Raw genomic sequence first — 23,452 nt, forward strand, 5'->3', positions numbered from 1 at the left:
TTAGAAGGGATTATCTAAAACGAAGCTTTTTCCGTAATGTAAAAAATAACAAACGAATGAACCCACTAATAAGGTTCATAATAAGTAACAAAAAGGAGGGAGAAGTATGGACCAGAAGTATAATACGGATGATGATGCCAATATTGAATTAAAGAAGGCGTTAAGCAAAAGTCAACCCAGAAGTAATCCAAACATGAGTGAGGCAGAGCAGAAATTAAAATTTCAAAACAAGAAGAGCTAACGGACGATCATAGTGCATCGCTCCTTTAACTTGGAGGTGAGACAATGCCAAAGAATAATCCAATTGAATATACTGGGAAAGTTCTTGACCAGAGAAATGACCTTACAGGTCCAGATGAAGGGAAGGCTTCCTATCCAAAAAGACCAAAGCATGTTCCAATTCAGGACCCAGCTAGCAATAAAGGTAAATAATTTATGAGGGTAATGAACGGAATTTCTTAGTTAGACAGAAAGGAGGAATAGATCTTGGAAGCGTCATTGAATATTGGCGAGATGGCCCCAGACTTTTCATTAACGGCGACGACAAAAGAAAAGATTGCCTTAACTGATTATCGAGGGAAGAAAAACATAGTTGTTGCCTTTTATGGAATGGATTTTACACCCGGCTGAATTAAGGAAATATCCTCTTGGAAAGAGGATTACAAACGATTCGAGCAATTAGATGCTGAAGTACTAGCTATTAGTGTGGATCATATCCACTCCCATAGAGTTTTTGCAGCGAGTATGGGAACTCTGCCATATCCTTTATTATCAGATTGGTTTAAACAAACGGTAAAAAGTTACTATGTACTTAACGAAAAAGGCGGAACGGCGATTCGTTCAGTCTTTGTGGTGGATAAAACTGGCATGATAACCTACATAAACACCTCATTTAAAGCTGATAAAAAAGAAGATTATGAAGCGGTGTTTAATGAACTTGAAAAGTTAACAAACCAGTAAATTTACACAAAGTGTCAGGCACCCATTCGGTGCCTGACACTTTTTTTTCTAATTAATAATCGGTAACAATGAAACCTCTTTCAAGGAAGCCTTCAATGACTTCACTGATTTGATAGGAAACTTGAGGCAAATCATAATTTTCAAAGGCATGTTCACAGTTGTTTTTATAGTTCATTGTTTCATCATAATGGGCCATATGGCGGGCTATATCTTGATCATTATCTTTGCGTTCCTTTTGTCTCTCAATCACCGTATCACGGTCGGCATAGATGAAAAAGCGCATGACACGTTCCCCATACATCTGTTTTAATTTTTCGGTACCTTCAGGATTTAACGTTAGGTAGACAAGGTTATGGGACTCGAATGCCTTAACAATATCCTCTTCGCGAATGCCATAGTGAATTCCATCGATTTCGACACATTCAAGAAATTCCTGTTTCTCTTTCATTTTTTTGAATGTTTCATCGGTAATAAAATGGTAGTCTTCCCCATTTTGTTCGTAATGACGAGGGGAACGAGTCGTGTAAGAGAGAACAGTTTCCATATCAAACGCGGTCGCAACCATTTTGGCAACCGTTTTTCTCCCTGAACCATCTGGTCCTGTGTAAATGAATAGCTTTTCTTTATTTTTGATTTTATACATAGATAACCTCCTGAAAATGGATTATATAAAAAAGAATCTACCTGAAGGCAAATGCTTTTTAGTATTACACCATAAAATGGTTGAATTGGGATAATTTAATTATAACAGATAGATAGCAAATAGAAAGTTTGACCTTTCTGATTTTTATTAGTGAAAAGCGTTGTTCCTTAAATATATTCAATACTAAGCAGTCCGATAGCATCTACGTCTTAAGTCTGAGAGAAAAATCAAGCTCAAGCGCAATTATGAAACAGTTTGAAAAAAGGTAAGATGAAAACAAGATAAAGAAACCTACCAACTGGCGAGCAACAGGTGTCGACAGAGGGGAGAATCACTGGGAAATTTCAGATGAGTGAAACAAAGGAGGATATTAACATGAAAAAATTTGGTTTACTTTTAGCAGGTGGCCTTGCAGCTTTTATATTACTCAAAACAATTGGTCCGATGGTAGCGTTACTTGTAAGTCTAGCGATTCTTTACTTCATCTATAAACAATTTTTGAAGGCGGAATCCACAGGTTGGAAAATTGGGTTAGTCATCATCGGCTTAATTGTCCTTTCAGCAACCATCCACCATATTCCAGCACTCATCGGAGTCGGAGCAGCTTATGTACTGTTCCTTGTTTATAAACTGTGGAATAAAAACAATAAGCCGCCTGTGAACAAGGAATCCGATCCATTTGTAAATTTTGATAAACAATGGAATGAATTAAAAAAATATTAATTTAAAAGGGGAAAAGTGAACAATGGCAAACTTATTAACGAAAATTAAAGATCTCATTATTGCTGATTTGAATGAAACTCGTCAACACAAAGAAAAACAAAATCCGATTGATTTGCTCAATCAATACCTTCGCCAATGTGAGCAGGAGACGGAGAAGGTTGGCAAGCTTATCGAACGTCAATCTAGCTTAAAGGCAGAATTTACAAGAGAATATCATCAAGCTACAGAGCGGGCAGAAAAAAGAAAGTACCAAGCCGAGATTGCTTTAAAAGCTGGAGAAACAGAGCTATATCAATTTGCTTCAGCTGAGCATCAACAGTATTCAGAACGGGCCCAACGTCTAAATGCATCTCTTGCACAAGTAATTGAGCAGTTACGTGAATTAGAAAGAAAGCATGAAGAAATGAAGCAAAAGTTAAAGGATATGCATCTTCGCCGGATGGAATTAATGGGTCGGGAAAATGTAACACGGGCTAATATTAAAATAAATCAGGTATCAGAGTCAAATTCATATTCGGACCAATTTTCATCAAAGTTTAAGGATATTGAAAACTATCTGGAACGATTAGAACACAAGGTGAACCATTCCTACTTCCAAAGTACAATTGATGCACGGATAGAGCAGTTAGAAAAAGAAAAAAGTGAACAGGATGATAATCCTGTAAACCTAACAAAAGAATAATGCTAAAAGGGCAGTGATTTAGGAATCACTGTCTTTTATTTGGACCATGAAAAAAGGTATTTATTCAGGAAACCTACGTATATGTAGTATGAATAATTAAAAATCCCGTTATTTGAAAGGGGAATTTATTTTGTGGCATAATCCCAATAATTTAAATGGTCCTTTTAATATTTATAGTTACTTTGTAGGTTCGAATCCGGTAACTTCCGTAAATCCCACACCAATTTTTCCAAAAATAAATAAAACGGCATTTTTAAGCCCGTTCACCTATATTGTCGGCGACGTTACGATTCGGAATAATACGTATGTCGGTCCCTTCGTCAGTATTCGCGCAGATGAAGGAACGCCTTTCTTTATCGGAAGCAACAGTAATTTGCAGGACGGAGTAATCCTTCATGGTTTAAAAAACAAACATGTAGAGGTTAATAATAGGAAATATTCAGTCTATATCGGCGATGAGGTATCCTGTGCACATGGTTCATTGATTCATGGTCCCTGTCAGATTGATAAAAAGGTATTTATCGGTTTTAAGTCAATTGTTTATCATGCCCAGGTCGGAGAAGGAAGTTTCATCGCCTCAGGGGCAGTTGTTACTGGTGGAGTAACGCTAAGGCCTGGAAGCTTTGTTCCACCAGGCGCTCATATTGATAATCAGAAAAAAGCCGATTCCTTATCAAATGTTCCTAAAAATGAACAGGAGTTTGCCCTTGAGGTCCAGCGGGTGAATCAAGAATTTCCATCTGCTTATTCGTTTGTTTTTGGAAAAAATCGCTGTACTTGCGGTTTAACGTGCTAATCAATGAATTTAATAAGGGGAAAATTAACTTTTTGAAGGTTTTAGATCATATTTTGTTGAAATAAGTACCTAAAGAAAGAATTTTTGGGTGAGGTGGGAGAATGAAGGATATCCAATTTGCGTTTATTGATGAATCTGGTGATTATAGTTTTGATTTTGAAAATAAAGATGTCTCGACCCACTTTATTATCGTTTCTATTCTAGCAAAAGAGTCTAATAAAGAATTGTTAGAACAGGAAGTTGAAAAGGTGAGACAAAAATACTTTCAAACCGACGAAATGCATACTGATAAAATGGATAACCCTCATCTAAGAATTCAACTATTAAATGAACTGAAAGATTTACCGTTCAATATATATGCATATGTCGTCGATAAGAGAAAAATTAGAGAAGATAGCGGTATCACATTTGAAAAGACGTTTATTAAATTTATGAATCGGTTAATCTATGATGACCTAAATCGAACGTTTGACCAACTGGATCTTGTGTTGGTGGAACAAGGAACGAAAGAATTCATGTCTGAATTTAAAACCTATATTAAAGAAAAAAGTGTTCCAGATTTATTTAATTATTCCATCTTCGGATTTAATCACAGTAAATCTGAATTACTTCTTCAACTGGCTAATTTTATCGCTGGGACGATTGCAAAAGGTTATGATCAAACCCAGTACTCGGAACATTATCCGCTTTTTCATAAAATCATCAAAAAGAAAATCATCGCCATTAATTTATGGCCGCAAAACTATAAAAACTATTTACATGATTACATATCAAGGAATCAGGACTCTCAATTTGATGAGGTTATTTTTAAACAATCAGTTAATTTAACCCTTCAATATCTTGAGAAGAATAAAAAGAGTGAAGATGCGGATGAAAAAATTAGGATAGATTTACTCAAGTTCCTGTTATTTAATCTAAGAGAAAATCCTAATGAATATGTCTATACTCAAGAAATTTTAGATAATCTAAATGCCATCCGAGTGAACAAAATAAATCACCATTACTTTAGATCGAACATCGTTTCCAAGCTTCGTGATAGCGGGTTGTTAATTGCCAGCAGCAATAAGGGATACAAACTGCCAGTTTGTTTAACAGACTTATATGATTTTGTTAATTTATCGAGCCTAACCATACACCCGATGATTCAAAGAATATCTAAGTGTCGAAATCAAGTTCTACTTGCCACCAATAATGAAATTGATATTCTCGAAAACAACGAATATGAATATCTTAAAAAAATTATTGATTTGGAAAAATTAGCGGTTACTGAATAAAGGGTCAGTCCCCCACAACATCCATAGTTGGCGGGACTGACCTTTTTTAGATTGACTGAATACGACAAATTTGTTATTCTATAATTAACTTTTATTCTTATAAGAAAACTTTTGAAAATAATTTTTTTCAATAATAAATATAACCAGAAGGTGGATAAAATGAAGCTACAGGCAGATGTTTGTATTGTGGGTGGCGGACCAGCAGGGACATTACTAGGGTTTCTTTTAGCCAAAACCGGTGTATCAACTATTATCTTAGAACGAGCTTCTGGAGTTAACAGGAAATTTAGAGGAGAACATATAAATTCTGAAACAGAAGCCATTTTGAAAGCACATCAATTGTTTGAAAAGATAGAAGAGCTAGGCATACTTAAAATGAAAAAAGTTGAATTCTTTGCTGGCAAACATATCGTTCAAACAATTATCCCTTCAACCGATGAGGATCACGTAGGAATTCATGTTCCTCAAGTTCATTTACTGAGTGCAATCAACCAAGAATCAGAACAATATAAAAACTACCTTCTTCTTTATAACACAAAAGTAACGGAGTTAATGCAGGATGAGCATGGAGTTTATACTGGTGTAAAAGCGATAAGGGACGGTCAAGAAATAATGATCACAAGCTCGGTTGTCGTTGGTGCAGATGGCCGCTATTCGACAGTCAGAAAGCTGGCAAAGATACCAACGATCGAGATGACGCATGGATATGACGTATTGTGGGCCAAAATTCCCGCTCCTGCAGGATGGGAGCCAACAACAAGAATGGTGCATGTCAATGGACATCAGCTTGCCTTGTTCACACAGACGGGAGGATTCATTCAAATTGGCTGGAATATTGAAGAAGGATCTTTTCCTTCATTAAGAAAGCAACCGTTACAGCCATTTCTTGAACCATTGATCGAAAGTTTTCCAGAATTGAAAGAGCTGGTATTAGAGCATCTTCATACATGGAATAACTTTGTTCCCTTAAAGGTGCAAAGCTCTCGTTCTGAAACATGGGTAAAGGACGGATTAATTATTATTGGGGATGCCGCTCATACGATGACTCCAACTGGTGCAATCGGGATTAATTGTGGAATGAAGGACGCGCATGTGTTAGCGCCGATCTTAACCGAAGCCCTTATGGATAAAAACATTACAGCACAGAGATTAAAAACATTTGAAGTGAGTAGAAAAACTGAAATCAAAGTACAACAAGAAATGCAAATACAACAAGAAGCGTCATTTTCGGAAAAATTTGCTCAGTTTGCTCTAAATTAAATAATAGACCTTCACCTACATCTTTAATGGAGTGGGAGAAGGTCCTTTTTTATTTGTGAGAGCCTGACCTCAAAGTTGAAAAGAAGGAATGGATTGTTTTACGATAATATCAAAGCCATGAGAGGAGTTATTAAATTATCATGAATTCTGATTCTAAAGAAGTACAAGCAGTTTATAAAAAGCTTTTGGATGCGTGGAATGAACGCAGTGCAGAGGGGATGGCAAAATTATTTACGGATGATGGCGAGAGTATCGGATTTGATGGAAGTCAATCCATTGGCAGACAAGAAATATTTTCACACCTACAGCCAATTTTTGAACACCATCCTACGGCACGATTTGTAAGTAAAGTGAAGGATGTACGTTTTCTAGGTTCAGAGATCGCTATTTTGCGCGCAATAGCTGGAATGGTTCCGCCAAAGCAATCAGATCTTAACCCTAATGTAAACACACATCATACGCTTGTAGTTGTAAAAAGAAACGGGGATTGGCGTATTCAGTTGTTTCAAAATACTCCGGCCCAGTTTCATGGCAGACCAGAGTTAGTGGAAAAAATGACTGCAGAGCTGAGAGAGTTAATAAAATAAAGCTGCTTGTTCTGATACTTAGTTCATAAATGTCATTTTTTATAATTACTAAAATAAAGTTTCGGAAAGAAAAGGGTGTCAGGCACCATGTGAATTTTTCACATGGTGCCTGACACCCTTTTCCTGTTAAGCATTAATTTTTGATTTCTGCCTTCCTATTGTTACTATAGTAGTAATCTATATAGGGAAAGGAATTATAAAAATGGCAACAATTAATTTACCTGTATCTCTTTTGAATTTAGCTCCGATCCGGAAGGGGCAGAGTCCCAGCCAAGCGATTGAGGCAATGGTCGAACTTGCGCAAGCGGTCGAGAAAATGGGCTATCAACGCTATTGGATCGCAGAACATCATAATACAGCTACCCTTGTCAGTTCAGCGACATCAATTTTAATTAAACATGTTTTGGAACATACAAATACGATTAAAGTAGGGTCTGGAGGGATCATGCTGCCGAATCACTCCCCGCTAGTAGTGGCTGAACAATTCGGTACTATGGCCACGATTTACCCAAATCGTGTGGACCTCGGTCTAGGCCGTGCACCTGGAACAGATATGATGACGGCAAGCGCGCTAAGACGATCGAAAAATGATCCAGTTTATACTTTCCCAAATGATGTCCAAGCCTTACTTACTTATTTTGGCCCAGCAGAGCAGCAAAGCTATGTGAAAGCCTATCCTGGCGTTGACACGAATATTCCGATTTATATACTCGGTTCTTCCACTGATTCAGCGTATTTAGCGGCAAGCTTGGGTCTTCCTTATGTATTTGCGTCCCACTTTGCACCAAGATATATGGAAGAAGCAATCTCAATCTATCGGAGTCGTTTCCAGCCTTCTGAATATTTGGATAAACCCTATATGATGGTTTGTTTAAATGTTATTGCGGCCGAAACGGATGAGGAGGCACAATTTTTATCGACAACGATGCAGCAGTTTTTCCTAAATGTTGTACGTGGTACACAAAATCCACTACAACCACCTGTTGAAAACTTGGATGAGCTATGGAACCCAATGGAAAAAGAAATGGCGGCATCGAAGCAAAGTGTGACGTTGATAGGCAGCAAGGAAACAGTCCGCCAACAGTTGACTAAGTTCCAGGACTATTATAATGTCGATGAACTCATGGCCGTATCGTATATTTATGACACTGAGAAACAAAAACGTTCGTATGAAATATTAAAAGAAGTAGTCGACGGCCACTAACCAAACGAAAAGGACCAGAAGAGACAATGGATCTCTCTCTGGTCTTTTTCGTTGCCACGAATTCGTGGGAGTTTTTGTTACAGCTTTATTGAATTCGTTTGCTCCCCTTTCTATAATCAATAAAAATAACGCGATGGAGAATTCCAAAATGAATCAGAACAGGTTAGTGCCCTCGATTAATGGCTTTGTCCTTTTTGAGAAAATTCACCAATTAGTCAAAATTGAGATAAAGGTTTAAATAGATGAGTACAGAAATATATTTATGGAGAAACAGTTTGCTAATTAGGGGGATGGGAAAATGCGTAATCAAGAGATGCTGCTTATACCCGGGCCAACGCCGGTAGTTGATTCAATTTATGATGCTATTGCACAGGACACTAGGGGACACACAGACACGAGATTTGTCGCTATCTACAAAAATGCGATCGAGAAAACAAGGGAAATGCTGAAAGCAGATGGTGAAGTGTTTGTTATTTCCGGCTCTGGAACCATAGCTATGGAAATGGCGCTTGTCAATACAGTTGCCGCTGGGGAAAAACTTTTAGTGATCAGTCACGGTTATTTCGGTGATCGTTTCATTAAATTAGGAAAAGCATTTGGTATTGAAGTAGAAGTACTCCAGGCAGAATGGGGTACTCAGGTATCTCCAAGTGTTGTCGAAGCGAAATTAGTGAATGGCAATTTTAAGGCGGTTACAATTACCCACGCAGATACGTCGACAGGAGTAGCTGCCAATTTAGACGCACTTGTGCCGATTATTAAAAAACATGGAGCACTCGTCATTCTCGATGGTGTTTGTGCGACTGCCGCAATGGAAGAAGATATGAGTAGGCAATATCATGGGTCTGATGGAAAAATCGATGTCATTTTAACAGGTTCACAAAAAGCAATTGGAGTGCCGCCTGGTCTAGCCATCGTTGCCTTTAACCAAACAGCTCTAGCTGCACGTGCCAAAATTGAACGTGTTCCTGCTTATTATTGTGATATCTATAATTGGATTCCGATTATGAACGATCCAGGAAAGTACTTCGCCACACCTCCAGTAAATCTTATCTATGCCTATGACGAAGGGATGAGATTGGTATTGGAAGAGGGGATGATACGAAGATACCAGCGCCATACTGCATTCGGAAAAGCGGTTAGATCGGCCCTTGCCGTATACGGGATGAAGGCGTTAGCAAATGAAGAAGTCGCTGCTGCCACACTTAGTTGTATTCTTTATCCTGATGGAATGGAGGATGCTGCTTTCCGTTCTTCACTTGCAAAAAAAGGAGTGATTGTAGCTGGAGCACTAGCCCATTTGGCAGGAAAGGCGTTCCGGATTGGACATATGGGAAATACGACGGAACAAATGCTCGAAGATGCGGTCGTTTTGATCGGAGAAACGATGAATGAGCTGGGATATCCGGTTGATTCAGAGAAAGCTGTCGATTGCTTTAAAAAGCAAGTGGCTATTCGCATTTAGTGTTCGTTTATAAAGCCTGTTTGACTGGGAAAATCACGACCAAGGTAAGTAAGAGCGTTTATAAAGCCCGATTAACTAAAAAAATCACCCTCTAATAAATAAAGAGGGTGATTTTTTCATTAGCTATTTTCTGCTTGGAATTGAATCATAAACTCTTTGAATGCCTTACATGCCTCAACTGGAACAGCATTATAAGCTGATACACGACATCCGCCGATCGAGCGATGACCGTTTACGCCAACAAAGCCTTCTTGTTTCGCTTGCTCGAGGAATTTCTTTTCTAGGTCTTTCGATGCTAAGTTAAAAGTAAGGTTCATGAGAGAACGACTGTCCGGTTCAGCATGGCCAATGTAAAAACCATTACTTGTATCAATTGTTTCGTAAATCAGATTCGCTTTTTTATCATTAAGCTCAGCAATCGCAGATAAACCACCTAACTCACGAGCCCAGTTTAAGACCTCACCCAGCATATAAATGCCGAAGGTTGGCGGTGTGTTATACAATGAATTATTTTTAGAATGCGTGCTGTACTTTAACATTGTTGGGATATTTGTGTTTGCTTGTTCAAGCAAATCCTTGCGAATAATCACAACCGTTACGCCTGAAGGACCAAGGTTTTTCTGGGCACCAGCATAAATTAACGCAAACTTGCTGACATCAATCGGCTTAGACAGAATATCACTCGACATGTCTGCGATTAAAGGAACATCGCCAGTGTCTGGGAAGTTCTTCCATTGGGTACCATAAATGGTATTGTTGGAAGTTAGATGTAAATAAGCGTCCGCTGGATCGTACTGTAATTGATCAAGCGTTGGGATGCTGCGGTAGTTGCCTTCTTTCGTGGAAGCCGCATGATAAACATCACCAAATAGTTTTGCCTCCGTGAATGCTTTCTCTGACCAAGAGCCTGTCATTACATATCCGGCTTTTTTTCCAGATTGTAAAAAACTCATCGGAATCATTGAAAACTGAAGACTTGCTCCGCCTTGCAAGAAGAGTACTTCATAAGTATCAGGAATAGACAGCAGTTCCTTCAAGCTGTCAATCGCTTGATTATGTACTTCTTCATAAGCTTTGCTTCGATGGCTAAGCTCCATGACTGACATACCTGTACCTCGAAAATCAATCAGTTCTGCTTGAGCTTTTTCTAAGACGGAAATAGGTAACGCGGAAGGGCCTGCATTAAAATTATAAGCGCGTTGGACTTGCAGTTTCATTTTTATCACTCCATTTTTCTTTTCTATGACTATAACATACTTATAAAATTCCGAAAATAAATTTAATTGCGAAACCGTAAAAATTTTGCTTTTTTTATTAAAAGAAATCAAAAAGGGAAAAGGATGGCCACTGACGACCCAAGAGACAGGTTTCCTTTTCCCTATACTTTTTGTCAAAAACTCTAGATTTATTCAGTCATTCTCTGATTACTACGAGACCAGATCACGACTGGGATCAGCAGTAAGGAAAGGATCCCTCCAGCAAATGAGAGTCCAGCATAACTCGTTTGTGCAACCACCATCCCGGAAAGCGCTCCCCCGGATGCCCCAGCCAAAGCAATTAAAACATCTACCGTTCCCTGTGTTTTGGCCCGGTTAGAGGGGGATGTTGAATCGACAATCAGTGCCGTGCCGCTAATTAACCCAAAGTTCCAGCCAAGCCCAAGCAAAACGAGTGCAATAATAAGAACCAGCATGGAATCAGCAGGTGCACTGCCAGCAAGAATACCAGCTGCAAGGAGCGTGGCACCGGAAGCGATGGCCATTGTAGTTCGGCCTATCTTATCCACGAGAATCCCTGTTACTAGTGAGGGAAGGTACATGGCACCTATATGGAAGCCGATTACCATTCCGACTTCTCCCAGACCATGTCCATGATGTTTCATGTATACGGGTGTCATTGTCATGATGGATGTCATGACAATTTGAGTTAAAACCATGATGGTCGCAGCAACTACGATTCCTCGTTTATTGATAGCTAGATTACTAGATTGCTTCTCTAAGGGATTACTTCTATGCATTTGTTGATCAACTGCAATCGCTTCTGCAACCATCAGAGGATCTGGGCGCAGGAAAGCTAATAGGACTAAACCAGCAAGGATAAAGGCAACCGCGCCAAGAATGAATGGACCGGCTAGAGCAGGGACACCAATTGACGTGGCAAATCGGCCCATTACATCGACCAAATTCGGTCCCGCAACAGCGCCGAATGTGGTTGATACCATGGCAATGCTGATGGATGTTGCTCGCTGTGTAGGTTTTGCTAAGTCGGTTCCGGCATAGCGGGCTTGTAAGTTTGAAGCTGAGCCTGCACCATAGACCAGAAGCGAGGCAAAAAGAAGAAAGATATTACTTGTGAGGGCGGAAACGATCACTCCAATCGCACCGATCCCACCAGTCAAGAATCCTCCCGCAAGTCCTATACGGCGGCCGAAACGTTGTGAGACTCGACCGATAAGCAACGCTGCCCCAGCAGAACCCAACGTTAACAACGCTGCTGGAATCCCTGCATAACTATCCGTCCCTAACATATCTTGGGCAAGAAGTGCGCCAACCGTAATTCCAGCAGCAAGTCCAGCCCCACCGAAAATCTGTGACATGACAACGATCAGTAATGTCCGTCGATATAACTTTTCCTGCTTTTCTGGTGAATTTATGTAACTCTTCAACCAATCTGGTTTTGAATCGACCGGGTTATGTGCCACACGAAACCTCTTTCTGAAGGACAAACCCTTCTTCATTTGATTTTTATTTTATCAAAGAAAAATAGCAGTTTATATTGAAAAATGTCGAAAATTTCAATATTTGTTCATATGAAGTAGGCGGTGATGGAGTTTATTTATGATAGGATAATAGTGGTTGTATAACTATATGTTTACAGCTAATAAATTAGAAAAAGGAGTTAGAACATGGGACTTGATATGTATTTAGTTTCTTTACCTAAGATCACTGGAATGGACTATGATGAAATCGTTTTAGCAAGTGCACAAATGAGTAAGCATAAAGCAGATCAGGATGAAATCTATGAAAAGCTAAAGCCGCATATTAAGCATTTTAAGGAATATGATTCCTCATGGTCGAGTATTTATGAAGAAGTTGCGTATTGGCGAAAGGCCAACCAAATCCACAATTGGTTTGTCGAAACACTCCATAATGGGGAAGATGACCCTCTTTTCACACAAGAAGTCACAAAGGAAAATTTGCTGGACCTAAATAACTTATGTCTTCAAGTTCTAAAGGAAAAGGACTCTCCTTGTAATATTTTACCAACAAGACCTGGTTGTTTTTTTGGTAACCTCTCTTATGATTCTTATTATTACAGGGAAATTGCAGAGACCCAAGCCTTATTAGCCGCCCTCATTAAACACTTCAATTTTGAAACCCACTATTTGTTGTACCAGTGTTCTTGGTAAACGCACTTACACCCATTTCACCTTTCAAAAAAATTCAATGATAATACAAACAAACCATTAAGATTATGTGAAAAGAGAAAGAAGTCTAAGCGACCGAACACAGGAAGAAAGAGAGAGAAGGATCGCCAATAGGGCGTCTAAGCGACCGAACACATGAAAAAAGAGAGAGTGGGTTCGCCAATATGTTTTTTACCTAGTCCTTATTTCCTTTTTTATCAAAGTCAAAGTATTACTGTTTATACTCTGCATCATAGGAATTTTCACCGGCATGAACCGACAGCAGAGTATCCGCGTACCCAACGAGTTTATTTACCACCTCGTCTGCGACCGCATAGACAAGAGGGTGGACATCTGGTTGAAATAGAGCAGGATCGTCAATTATCACCGTGGTATTAATAAAAATGTCTCGATTACCGTAAAGATCATAATGGACAATAGCTTTCCCAGCGGCTCCTCCTGTTCGAGGATCTTGATATCCAGGCAAAAAAAGATACCACTCTTCAGCCGTGGCCGAACGAAAATTTTTCGTAAAAGTCATGCCATTAACCATTCGATCGATTTCTTGTTGCATCTGCGGTGAGACTGCCTCAATAATTTTGTCTGTCATAATAGTCCCCTTATAAAAGCTTGTTATATTACTTTTCCCAATTTCCAATCGAGTATTTAATGGTATTAACAATATTTTTCCACTGAACTTTTTTGTGGGTAAGGGAACAATATTTCTGATTACTTTTGTTGAGGTGAGGGACGATGAATCATGATGAACCACGTGATTATATAACGATTGAAGATGACCAGGGGAATCTTAAAGAATTTGCTGTTGAAGCCTTGTTTGATATGAAGGATGAATCCTATGCTCTACTAAATGCAGAGGATGAAACCATCGTAATGAAAATTGAGGGTGAGGAAGGTAACCAAGACTTAGTGGGTATTAATAACCCTTCCGAGAGTGAAGCGATATTGGCTGCATACCAAATCGCCGTGGAACATGCTCCGGCAGAATAAAACATAACGCAACGAAAGGTACCCCAGATAATAGGGGGTCCTTTCGCTGCGTTTTTTTTATCAATAGTAATTAAAGCCAAGATAGATGATATAAATAATGATAGCTGCAATTGCGATAATCCAAACAAGAAACACTGGATTCAGTAAATAAGGATGTCTTTGAGTTTTTTCATTGATTTGCGTATCAAATTCACTTGATCTAGTACTGACCATTCTTCCAGTCCCTAACGTAAAAATTAAACCGCCAATCAACACTAACAATGCAATACCAGACAAAATGAGATGCCAATTACTCATTTATATAACCACCTTTTTTTCATATAATTTGAAAAAAAGTAGAGAAATATGCATTTATCTTTTTGATGCGCAGGTTTAAATTTCATCAGGAAAGAAAGCTGCGGTGATTAGCTAAATCACTGCCGTTTTGACCTTTAAGCTATGCCGCTTGTAATTTTCTTTTAAATAGTTTCGTATTTGTTCCAATATATACTCCAGTTAAAACAAAGGCTGCACCTATTCCTTGAGCCAATGTAAAGGTCTCACCTAAAAAAAAGGTAGCCATCAAGACAGCTGATAACGGCATCACATTAATAAAGATAGAAGCCTTTGCAGCACCAACCTCTTTTATGCCGTAATAGTACATGATAAATGAAACAACTGTTACAAATATGCTCATATGCGAAATGGCGATCCAGGTTGAAACACTAGCGTTTTGTACATCGTGCCAGGATGTTTCCGCATATGCGAACGGAAATAAAAATATGGTACCAAAAGCAACAGCATAAGTAGTGGATTCCACTGCGCTGAATTTTTTTAAAACGACTTTACCAACCACACTGTACAATGCCCAGCTTATTACCGCACCTAGTAAAACAAAGTCGATCGTCTCAAAACCGTATTGGAACAGTGAGAGTAGGTGACCATCGGTAATAATGAAGGTAACCCCAGTTAGGGCAATCACCATTCCAATCACATGGTTTTTGGTGATTGTTTCTTTTAAAAATAATCCTGATAAAAGGACAATCAGTACTGGGTTTGAGGCAATAAATAAGGAACTCTTAATAACCGGTGCATGTTTGGTAGCCATAAAAAAACAAATATTATAAATTGCAATGCCTGTTAATCCAAGTACGGCAAATAATCCATAATCTTTGAGAGTTGGCCTCTTTCGATTTTTTTCCATCAACCACATAAGCGGAAACAATAGAATAGCAGCCCCCAAAAAACGTAAAAAAGCAACGGTTGCTGGTTCAAAGTCTTTTACGGCGACTTTACCAGCAAGAAACGCACTTCCCCATGTAGCCGTGGCAAAAAATAACATCCCATAAATCAGCCATAGCTTCTTATTCTTGTTCATCCAATCCCCTACAATCTATTTCAATTTAATAAATAGATTTTAACATCTTTTTCGGATTTCGAAATAAATTTTAATAAAATATTTTAATTATTTAATCAATTAAAAAAATCATACACACTTTTTAAGCATGAAAAAAGTTGGTTAAGGAGTTTTTCCTTTTCCAACTTTATCTTTTAAGTTAGATTTTTTAATTCTGATAAATGAACCAATTGTACATTATGAACACTTTCTATTTCTTTAATCTCGCAGTATCCAGAATCGTAAGTATAAAGGATAATATATTTCTTTCCATTGTAAAGAACATGCTCCATAGTATCTCCATCCTTTGATCATGTTAATATTATTGTATATTTGCAATACAGATTAATATATGAAGTTCATTTTAAGATTATGTAAATTTTTTCAGTGCTGTATTGAAAAATTATTGTGTTAAGATATCAATATTAGTGTCAAAGTCATAGGGGGAAGAAAGATGAACAGAAAACCAATTATCGGCATAACGGGTGCCTATGTTAAACATAACGACTATATGGAAGGTGTTTATGTGCACCATGATTACCATAAAAGTGTTGCCGCCAATGGTGGGATTCCTATTATCCTTCCATATATTAATCCCGAAATTTCTTTAGAAACGCTTGGTTTATGTGATGGAATTATCCTAAGCGGGGGAGAGGACGTCGATCCTAAACTTTTCAATCAGGATCCACATCACCACTTAGGTCCAACTACACCAGAGCGGGACTTGGCAGAGATCGCGATTGTGAAATATGCGCTCGAGAACGATATTCCCCTTCTTGCGATTTGCAGAGGTGTGCAAATTTTGAATGTCGCTCTGGGAGGAACCTTAATTCAGGATATCCCGAGTCAAGTCATTGAACCAATCCAACACTCTCAGAAGATTGATAGGAGTCAAGATACACATTGGGTGACCATCTCCAAAAATAGTAGATTGTTTGAAATAGTAGGATCTGGATCTGATCGAGTCCGGGTCAATAGTCTTCACCATCAAGCAATCGGTGAGGTAGCCAAGGATCTTCGTATCGTTGCACAATCATCCGATGGAATCGTGGAAGCAGTAGAGTATCGCCATCCAACCACATTTACGGTGGGGGTTCAGTGGCATCCTGAATCCATGGCAAGTACAAACGCTGAGATGAATAATTTGTTCTTAGAATTTATTAAAAACAGTGCAAAGGTCATGGTTTAATCATCGGTTTAGAAGTGGAAGGGAAGGAATCAATCGATGGAAAAAATTTATCTTGATTACAATGCCAGTACACCTATGGCTCCTGAAGTAGTAGAGGCCATGAAACCGTTGCTAGATGATTTTTATGGGAATCCATCCGCCTTACATTGGGCGGGGAGACCTGTAAAAGAATTATTACATAGTGCCCGAAAACAGGTTGCTGAGTTAATTGGATGTTCCCCTAGAGAAATTATTTTCACAAGTGGGGGCAGCGAAGCCAATAACCTTGCATTAAAAGGTTTTTATTTTAAAAATCGGCATAAAGGAAACCATATCATTACTTCTAAAATTGAACATCCTGCGATTATAAATCCATGCAAATTCCTCGAACAAATTGGGGCAAAGGTCACATATGTAGACGTGGATCGGACTGGGAAAGTTACACTAGAAGAAATAGAAAAGGCAATTACCAAGGGGACGATCCTGATTTCGATTATGCATTCCAATAATGAAACAGGTACCTTACAACCAATCCAAGCGATCGGGGATATAGCTAAAGAGCATGGGATAGCTTTTCATACGGATGCTTCTCAATCGGTTGGAAAAGTCCTGGTAAATGTGGATGATTTGAAGGTAGATATGCTCACGATTGCCGGCCATAAGCTCTATGCTCCGAAAGGAATTGGAGCGCTCTTTATGCGAGAGGGAATCCAACTGGAACCACTTATACACGGGGCTGGGCATGAGTTTGGACTGCGTGCCGGCACGGAAAATACTTTACTTGCAGTGGGATTAGGAATGGCTTGTCAAATTGCTAAACAAGAAGTAGGAACTCTTGGCTTAAAAGAATTGACCGACTATTTTTGGCAGCAATTACAGGATGCATTTGGAGACCAGGTAGTATTGAATGGGCACCCAGAGGAACGTCTGCCCAAGGAATGAACGTATAAAACACAATTCAATGGTTACATTCTAAATGGGATAATCTATTAATCTATCAAGCAAAAATTAGTATTGTGTTATTAATTTCTATACAAACAAAAAAATATGATAATAAGAATATTCTGCCAAACGTATATTCGGTTTTGTGTGTAAAATTTATTTTTATCCCTTCGTGAAAATTAAATTTTTAAATTTCAATCATAAAGTCTTTTTCGAAATATTTAACTATTTAAATATAGTTGAGGATGAATATTCTTTTAAAATAATAAAGTGTTGGAGAATAAAAAGCATATATTAAGGGGTTTTGTTATATCAAAATTATGCCAACATCTAAATAAGAAGTTTTAAAAAAGGACCTATCTTAGGTCTTAAATCTTAATTAAATATTGAAAAATGAGTGTTCTGAAGAGTTCAAATAAGAAGGATACCAAACATCGATGCAGATTTTTGTTCTTTAATGTTTCATAAAGCTGTAAAAAAGAGAGAGGGTTGGTTATCAGCCCTCTCTCTTTAAGGTTATAGATGTTGTTGACAAAAAAGTTGGGCATTTTCCTGATCAACACACTTAGTTCAATTAACGTGAGAATTCTTATGTTATTTTAGTTTAGGTTTCATCTGTTAATTGTAAATTTGTACTCCTAAACTGAAGCCGAATAAATGTATGATATTTTTATATGTTTATATAAGTATAAATCTTTTATACTATAATATGGAACAAGTAGAAAAATATGTTGAAATTACGCGTAATTATGAAGGAGGTTATTTAGTGACAAGGAGTGCAGACTATACGATCCAGGGATTCATATATCAATTTAATAAAACCCTTCTTGCTATATTGGAGGATAAAGAGGAATCAGAAATATCAATTGAAGGCGTTATTTAAGTTCGACTATGTTTGGTTTTCTTCATGTATCCTGATCTAACCAGTTTATGAAGTTCATCTTTACCCCTGCTAGTTATTACATCCACTACTTTTTCATAATTTACATTTAACCTTCTCGAAACTTCGCTAATACTAATTGGTTTGGCATATTCTTTGATGATTTCTTGTTCTAAGTTAATTGGTTCGTACCTTCAACTAAATTGACAAAGTATTACAGTCTCTTTATTTCGGTTTTAGCTTTTTCAAAAGTAATAAACTTATTAGCCACAATGCCCCCCCAATAATCAGTTACAAAACAAGCATATCTTATTTGAAAACGCTTTTATCATAAAGGCAGTATGGTTCCAATCGCAACAATCTAGAGAGACATAAATCTTTTCTCTAGGGTTTTTTAATAGTTACTTAATCTAATATAGATTGAATTTCTTTCTCCCATTTTTTTGCTGTTCTCAGAACCGATAAGATTATTTATTTTACATACAAATAAAGTAAAGGTTGCAATGCTTTGCAATGCAAAGCATTGCATTTTAATGCATAATAGTGAATGGAGAAAAATAATAAATTTAATAAAAAACCTTGATTTACTTGATAGTTTTGTTGTATTTTTTATATAAGTATCGAAAAAGTCTTGGAAAGTATGAATAGAAAATGAATATGCAATCTCGAGAATAGAAGGGAAATAACGAGGTAGATTTATGGATTGGAGTAAAGTGTTAACGCAATTTATAAATTTCTTTAATAATTTTACTGATTTATCGATCCTCATTAGATGATGATCAAATTTTCGATTATCTGGTATCACCATAAAAAAATTCAACATATTTCTTGCTTAATAACAGGAATGCTGGAGGAGAAATTGGATTTGCCGAAAAAAGTAGTGGATTTCCCTAAAGAAAACATAGAAGCAACTGCTAGAACGCTAAAGCAATTTAGGTTTGGTCTTAGAACTCATAAAATAATGTATGAAGGCGGATTTATAAAGGAACATATATTTATTTATTTAAAACATTGTTCGGGTGCCTTTGTTGAACCAACACCTTATAGTAGGTACCTCCGTTTCTTAAAAGGCAAAAATATCGATACAAGAAAAGCGTCTACATTAAGAAAAAGAGGTTCCCTTATATGTATGTTCTTAAATTATGTGCTTATTGATATGTATCCCACATTTGGTATTACCGATATCAAGGACATCAAATTAGACTATGGGAATTGGTTTTTACAAGCTTACGCAGATGGAGATATAGGTAATGGGAAAACAAAAGGTGGTGATTCTGTAGAAAGAGCAGTTATTGAAATAGCCAAATTCTATCAGTGGATACAAGACACCCGTAAAAAGGAAGCACATCATATCTACAAAGTGAAAATGCTTGAGCAAATACAGCGTACAACTCCTGACGGGATATATTATGTAACGGTTAATACAGCATTTGAACCTATCAGTATAAGCTCTTATATTGAAAAGAAACCTCTTCTTAGAGATATTCCAAACAAAGTCTTCCAAATACTTCTAAGAATGTGTGCTGAACACCCAAAATATCAAGACATCGCTTTGGCTATTTGTTTTGGAGCTTTTTGTGGTTTAAGAGCTTCGGAAATATGTAATGTTAGACAACATTTAGATGGCGGTGTTTCCTATAGTAAAAATGGTTATGGTGAATTTAGGTACTTTTCAATTGATCTTGAAAATCCAAAAAACATGAGATCGGACTGGGTCTACGTAGGTGGAATTAAGAAGTTACGTAATCAAAAAGTTTATCCTAATTTTATGCGAACATTCAAACAATATTATGATCGACATTTAGAACGTTTAAAGAAAAAAAAGATTGAGAAAGGTTTCTACCCAATGTTCGTTAATGAACAAGGAAAAGCCATGACCAGTAAAGACTTTCGAGATAAGTTCAAAAAACTTGTACATGTCCATTTAGTGGAAGAGCTTCGAGATTCTCCTGATAGTGAATTAAGAAGTTATGCTCAACTTCTTGAAACATTCGAACTATCAACCCACTCGTTGAGGCACTATTTTTCAGTTCAATTAGTTCTGAATGGTGAAGGGTTATTTGAACTAATGGAATGGCGTGGAGATAGTTCTGAGGAGTCCTCCTGGACTTATTTACGTGATAAATCAGAGTTAAAGAAGATTTATGCAGAAGCGAATAAGTGTCTGATTGATGATATATTAAATCGGGTCCATATGAAACAGGAACATGAGTTAGAAGAGGGGAGTAACTTTTGGTGACAAATCTTCCTTATACAGTAGAAGATGTAAAAAACTTGTACAATAAATACATACCTCCTAAAAAGAGGACAACTATGGGAGGTAAAGCCTTACATCAAAGGTTTATGAATTATATTGTAAGTGTGTGTAAGGCACTTGATTTTCCTTTTGAAACAAAAGGAGAGGATGTCCTGTTTGATGCTAAATCATATAAAATTATGGAGTTCTTTCATATAAATCAAGCCAAGCATATAAAAGGCGAAATAGAGTTGATTTCTTCTCGAGAATTGTATCAAATGCTCGGTGTCTCAGTGGCTAATTTCAATGTTTCGAATCAAAATTACACAAGAAACGAAAAGACAAGGGAAAATTGGTTGAATTTAATAAAGATGATAAGGCCTAAAGTGTATATGAAGTCCGTTTTTTGGTTTTCTAAAGAAGAAGTGGCAGAATTCAAGAATAGTCTTGGGAATGTCTATCTGACCAATAAGGATATACAACGCGAACTATTAGATAAACATAATGTTGATTGGACAATTCGCAAGGTGAAAAATCATATACCCGAAATAAAAGGAAAAAAGGTAATTGACTTTATCGGTAATACTTTATATTACCATTTGGACATTGTGGAGGAGCTTGTTGAAAAACAAAAACATGAATCCGAATTATATCTAAACTGTGAGGATGCTGGTAAACTATTAGGTTTTGAAGGAAACACAATGAGAAAATATGCAAAAGAAAAAAATCTATTTCCTGGTACACACATTAAATATGGAGAAATAAATAAATTCACAACTTACATTTTAAAAGAAGATGTTGAAAAATGGCAAGAATTTCGAGCAAAAACAGTACCGTTAATAGAGATTGTTGCTAATGTTATGGAGGAACTAGGTCTTGACATTGTAAAAGAAAAAGTATCATCCAATTACGTAGCTATAAAAAGGTTTGTAGATATCGAAGAAACAGATTTCGAGCCCATTGATACTGAAACAACACCTTTTAGGACATACGGTTGGCTAGTTAAACTACATAAAATACAAGAAGCCAAAGAATATATAAAACTAAAATTAAATTATTTAGTAGATTTCCATCAAGGTAAACAAGGTAGTGGTGCAAAATACAAGTTTATTTCCTATGTGGAAAAAAATAAAGGTCATGTAGTTCCAAATACAATTAATAATTTTTATGATTACACTTTAAAACGATTTAATATAAAGAGACGACCTTCATTCCAAGTGGTTAAAACAATTTATGACTTATTTTTAACGCTTGAAAAAGAATTAATGAAACATAACGATGAAGAAATAAATGTGCTTATTGATATTCTTTACTCTAATAAGACTAGCAAAAGGACTATTGAGGAGTTTTGCCGTTTTCTTAATGATATTAAAAAAAAATATAAAACAACATATAAAAAGGACTATTTATTCAACGCCAATATAAACAACAATAAACATAACAATAAGGATAAATTTGTGAAATACTACACAGAAGAGCAATTTTTCAACTTTGGATTATTATTACTAAATGATACACACGAGTGGTATGAGGACTATTTAGAAAAGGCTTGTACTAGAAGAGCTTCTGCTTCTGTTTGGCTATACTGTTTAATTCATTTTATTTGTGGATGGAGAAGCAAAGATGTTTTAAATAATGTACCTTTCCCGTTATTGCCAATTGATGAATCAACAAATAAAGAAATGGCCCCGGATATATATATATCATTGGCGAGGGAGGGAAAAATCACTGAGAACATGGCTTCACAAATAGTAAAAGATGTGAAAATGAAGGTTGACTTTCTTTATCCGAAACCGACTAAAACGGAAAAGCATAATCCGCCTGGATTGGTTTGGGAGGTACCTACTAGCATTGTACCCAGGCTAGGCATGCTGCTGGGTCTATGCGAATCGCATAGAAGAAAAAATAAAAAAGCTAATAGTCGCTTAATTACAACATCAGCAAGAACCGTACTTGAACAGGAAAAGTTCTTTGGTAGCGTGTTATCACAAATAGGTGAAAGTGGCGTATTTTCATCCTCAGCGGCTAATATTACTTATTTAAGTTTAATTGCTAAAAAAGGGGATCAAATAAAAATGGGTAGTGGTTATATTATTGCAAGTATTGCCAGAAGCCACAAATTTGCTAGAGGCAAAGTGTCCAATATTACTTCTGTATATCTTCAATATTTTGGGAAACTAACAGAGTCAGATATTTTGTTTAGAGAGTTATTTGAACGTGGGGTTCTAAGTTTTGTGCCTTATCTTCTCTTGAAAACAATAATTGGAGAAGACAATGTAAAACATCTCCCTCCCACAAACCAAACTAGCCTTATGGAAGAAATTATACCTTACTCAGACTCTCCATATGATTTAGATAATTGGGTTCAAACGTATGATGATACATTTACAAAAGCAAGAAAGGATGTAGAGGGAATCATCAATTATTACACAGTAAACGGTGAACGGGATATAAGAGCCATTCATTTTTTTATTGATAGAATTGCTTGTGGTACTGCTCCAGCAAAGGAAAAGAATCTTAACTGTATAGCAGTAGCAAAAGGCATTGGATGTATTCACCTTCAAAGAAAGACATGTATTGGATGTGGACAAGAAATTTACTTAAAACATACCATGTACTTGTTAGGTCAGAAATTGAGAGAACGTATAAAGAGAGTAGAAGATAGCAAAACTCTTGCAGAACAAATGAAACACGAAAAGATTTATGAACAAGTGTATGAACCCATTTTGGATGATATTAAACAAACTCTATTAGAAGTTTATGGATTTAAATCATGGGAGGTTAATAAATATCTCGATTTCACAGACGAACCAGAAAACCCTCATTGTAAAAGATGACAAATT

At 37.0% G+C, this 23,452-nt stretch carries 24 protein-coding genes; 17 read left to right on the forward strand and 7 right to left on the reverse strand.

Going from position 1 to position 23,452, the window contains the following annotated elements:
* Window positions 1-106 precede the first annotated feature (106 nt).
* The 3 genes from QF028_RS07460 to QF028_RS07470 all read left to right on the forward strand — a co-directional run bounded on the left by QF028_RS07460 (window position 107) and on the right by QF028_RS07470 (window position 960).
* Window positions 107-241, forward strand: a complete 135-nt coding sequence (locus QF028_RS07460; protein WP_282599543.1) for a hypothetical protein — start codon at window positions 107-109, stop codon at window positions 239-241.
* A 44-nt stretch (window positions 242-285) separates the two neighbouring features.
* Window positions 286-432: a hypothetical protein gene (locus tag QF028_RS07465; RefSeq protein WP_410885473.1), complete on the forward strand. Its 147-nt coding sequence runs from the start codon at window positions 286-288 to the stop codon at window positions 430-432.
* An 81-nt stretch (window positions 433-513) separates the two neighbouring features.
* A complete protein-coding gene (locus QF028_RS07470) occupies window positions 514-960 on the forward strand; it encodes a redoxin domain-containing protein (protein WP_410885689.1) in 447 nt (148 codons plus the stop codon).
* Between the two features lie 52 nt (window positions 961-1,012).
* Here the strand turns inward: QF028_RS07470 and QF028_RS07475 are convergent, their stop codons facing one another.
* Window positions 1,013-1,603 carry a guanylate kinase gene (locus QF028_RS07475; RefSeq protein ID WP_215004154.1) on the reverse strand — a complete coding sequence of 197 codons (591 nt, stop codon included), beginning with the start codon at window positions 1,601-1,603 and terminating at the stop codon, window positions 1,013-1,015.
* Between the two features lie 375 nt (window positions 1,604-1,978).
* On the opposite strand from QF028_RS07475, the gene QF028_RS07480 reads away from it, so the two are divergent.
* The 8 genes from QF028_RS07480 (at window position 1,979) to QF028_RS07515 (ending at window position 9,594) form a co-directional block, all read left to right on the forward strand.
* The gene (locus QF028_RS07480; protein ID WP_429464672.1) at window positions 1,979-2,326 is read left to right on the forward strand and encodes a flagellar basal body rod protein; all 348 of its coding nucleotides are present in this window, start codon (window positions 1,979-1,981) and stop codon (window positions 2,324-2,326) included.
* A gap of 22 nt (window positions 2,327-2,348) precedes the next feature.
* A complete protein-coding gene (locus QF028_RS07485) occupies window positions 2,349-3,008 on the forward strand; it encodes a PspA/IM30 family protein (RefSeq protein WP_429464673.1) in 660 nt (219 codons plus the stop codon).
* 130 nt (window positions 3,009-3,138) lie between these two features.
* Window positions 3,139-3,804, forward strand: coding sequence for a carbonate dehydratase (locus QF028_RS07490; RefSeq protein ID WP_429464674.1), 666 nt, complete (start codon window positions 3,139-3,141; stop codon window positions 3,802-3,804).
* 101 nt (window positions 3,805-3,905) lie between these two features.
* Window positions 3,906-5,078 (forward strand): DUF3800 domain-containing protein, encoded by a 1,173-nt coding sequence (locus tag QF028_RS07495; protein ID WP_429464675.1) that lies wholly within the window; start codon window positions 3,906-3,908, stop codon window positions 5,076-5,078.
* A gap of 159 nt (window positions 5,079-5,237) precedes the next feature.
* Window positions 5,238-6,338 carry an FAD-dependent monooxygenase gene (locus QF028_RS07500; RefSeq protein ID WP_429464676.1) on the forward strand — a complete coding sequence of 367 codons (1,101 nt, stop codon included), beginning with the start codon at window positions 5,238-5,240 and terminating at the stop codon, window positions 6,336-6,338.
* Between the two features lie 140 nt (window positions 6,339-6,478).
* Window positions 6,479-6,925, forward strand: coding sequence for an SgcJ/EcaC family oxidoreductase (locus QF028_RS07505; RefSeq protein ID WP_429464677.1), 447 nt, complete (start codon window positions 6,479-6,481; stop codon window positions 6,923-6,925).
* Between the two features lie 202 nt (window positions 6,926-7,127).
* Window positions 7,128-8,129, forward strand: coding sequence for an LLM class flavin-dependent oxidoreductase (locus tag QF028_RS07510; RefSeq protein WP_429464678.1), 1,002 nt, complete (start codon window positions 7,128-7,130; stop codon window positions 8,127-8,129).
* Window positions 8,130-8,427: 298 nt separating this feature from the next.
* Window positions 8,428-9,594 (forward strand): pyridoxal-phosphate-dependent aminotransferase family protein, encoded by a 1,167-nt coding sequence (locus tag QF028_RS07515; protein WP_429464679.1) that lies wholly within the window; start codon window positions 8,428-8,430, stop codon window positions 9,592-9,594.
* A gap of 119 nt (window positions 9,595-9,713) precedes the next feature.
* Here the strand turns inward: QF028_RS07515 and serC are convergent, their stop codons facing one another.
* On the reverse strand, window positions 9,714-10,811 hold the full coding sequence (gene serC / locus QF028_RS07520; RefSeq protein ID WP_429464680.1) for a 3-phosphoserine/phosphohydroxythreonine transaminase: 1,098 nt from the start codon (window positions 10,809-10,811) through the stop codon (window positions 9,714-9,716).
* A gap of 188 nt (window positions 10,812-10,999) precedes the next feature.
* Window positions 11,000-12,295, reverse strand: a complete 1,296-nt coding sequence (locus tag QF028_RS07525) for an MFS transporter (protein ID WP_429464681.1) — start codon at window positions 12,293-12,295, stop codon at window positions 11,000-11,002.
* Between the two features lie 204 nt (window positions 12,296-12,499).
* On the opposite strand from QF028_RS07525, the gene QF028_RS07530 reads away from it, so the two are divergent.
* Window positions 12,500-13,003, forward strand: coding sequence for a hypothetical protein (locus QF028_RS07530; RefSeq protein WP_429464682.1), 504 nt, complete (start codon window positions 12,500-12,502; stop codon window positions 13,001-13,003).
* 229 nt (window positions 13,004-13,232) lie between these two features.
* On the opposite strand, the gene QF028_RS07535 is transcribed toward QF028_RS07530, so the two are convergent.
* Window positions 13,233-13,574 (reverse strand): hypothetical protein, encoded by a 342-nt coding sequence (locus QF028_RS07535; protein ID WP_374103881.1) that lies wholly within the window; start codon window positions 13,572-13,574, stop codon window positions 13,233-13,235.
* Window positions 13,575-13,753: 179 nt separating this feature from the next.
* On the opposite strand from QF028_RS07535, the gene QF028_RS07540 reads away from it, so the two are divergent.
* Window positions 13,754-14,008 carry a DUF1292 domain-containing protein gene (locus tag QF028_RS07540; RefSeq protein ID WP_429464683.1) on the forward strand — a complete coding sequence of 85 codons (255 nt, stop codon included), beginning with the start codon at window positions 13,754-13,756 and terminating at the stop codon, window positions 14,006-14,008.
* Between the two features lie 60 nt (window positions 14,009-14,068).
* Here QF028_RS07540 and QF028_RS07545 read toward each other — a convergent pair whose 3' ends face one another.
* From QF028_RS07545 to QF028_RS07555, 3 genes are all read right to left on the reverse strand, one after another.
* The gene (locus QF028_RS07545; RefSeq protein WP_088088439.1) at window positions 14,069-14,305 is read right to left on the reverse strand and encodes a hypothetical protein; all 237 of its coding nucleotides are present in this window, start codon (window positions 14,303-14,305) and stop codon (window positions 14,069-14,071) included.
* Between the two features lie 139 nt (window positions 14,306-14,444).
* Window positions 14,445-15,365, reverse strand: a complete 921-nt coding sequence (locus QF028_RS07550) for a DMT family transporter (protein ID WP_429464684.1) — start codon at window positions 15,363-15,365, stop codon at window positions 14,445-14,447.
* Window positions 15,366-15,538: 173 nt separating this feature from the next.
* On the reverse strand, window positions 15,539-15,676 hold the full coding sequence (locus QF028_RS07555; RefSeq protein ID WP_168244534.1) for a hypothetical protein: 138 nt from the start codon (window positions 15,674-15,676) through the stop codon (window positions 15,539-15,541).
* 161 nt (window positions 15,677-15,837) lie between these two features.
* Here QF028_RS07555 and QF028_RS07560 point away from each other — a divergent pair, with 161 nt between their 5' ends.
* The 4 genes from QF028_RS07560 to QF028_RS07575 all read left to right on the forward strand — a co-directional run bounded on the left by QF028_RS07560 (window position 15,838) and on the right by QF028_RS07575 (window position 23,446).
* Window positions 15,838-16,572, forward strand: coding sequence for a gamma-glutamyl-gamma-aminobutyrate hydrolase family protein (locus QF028_RS07560; RefSeq protein ID WP_429464685.1), 735 nt, complete (start codon window positions 15,838-15,840; stop codon window positions 16,570-16,572).
* A gap of 36 nt (window positions 16,573-16,608) precedes the next feature.
* The gene (locus tag QF028_RS07565; RefSeq protein WP_429464686.1) at window positions 16,609-17,493 is read left to right on the forward strand and encodes a cysteine desulfurase family protein; all 885 of its coding nucleotides are present in this window, start codon (window positions 16,609-16,611) and stop codon (window positions 17,491-17,493) included.
* Between the two features lie 1,745 nt (window positions 17,494-19,238).
* Window positions 19,239-20,612, forward strand: coding sequence for a hypothetical protein (locus QF028_RS07570; RefSeq protein ID WP_429464687.1), 1,374 nt, complete (start codon window positions 19,239-19,241; stop codon window positions 20,610-20,612).
* Window positions 20,606-23,446, forward strand: a complete 2,841-nt coding sequence (locus QF028_RS07575) for a hypothetical protein (RefSeq protein ID WP_429464688.1) — start codon at window positions 20,606-20,608, stop codon at window positions 23,444-23,446. Before QF028_RS07570 ends, QF028_RS07575 begins: the two co-directional genes overlap by 7 nt.
* Window positions 23,447-23,452 lie beyond the last annotated feature (6 nt).

The organism is Neobacillus sp. B4I6 (assembly GCF_050434045.1).
Classification (GTDB): domain Bacteria; phylum Bacillota; class Bacilli; order Bacillales; family Cytobacillaceae; genus Neobacillus.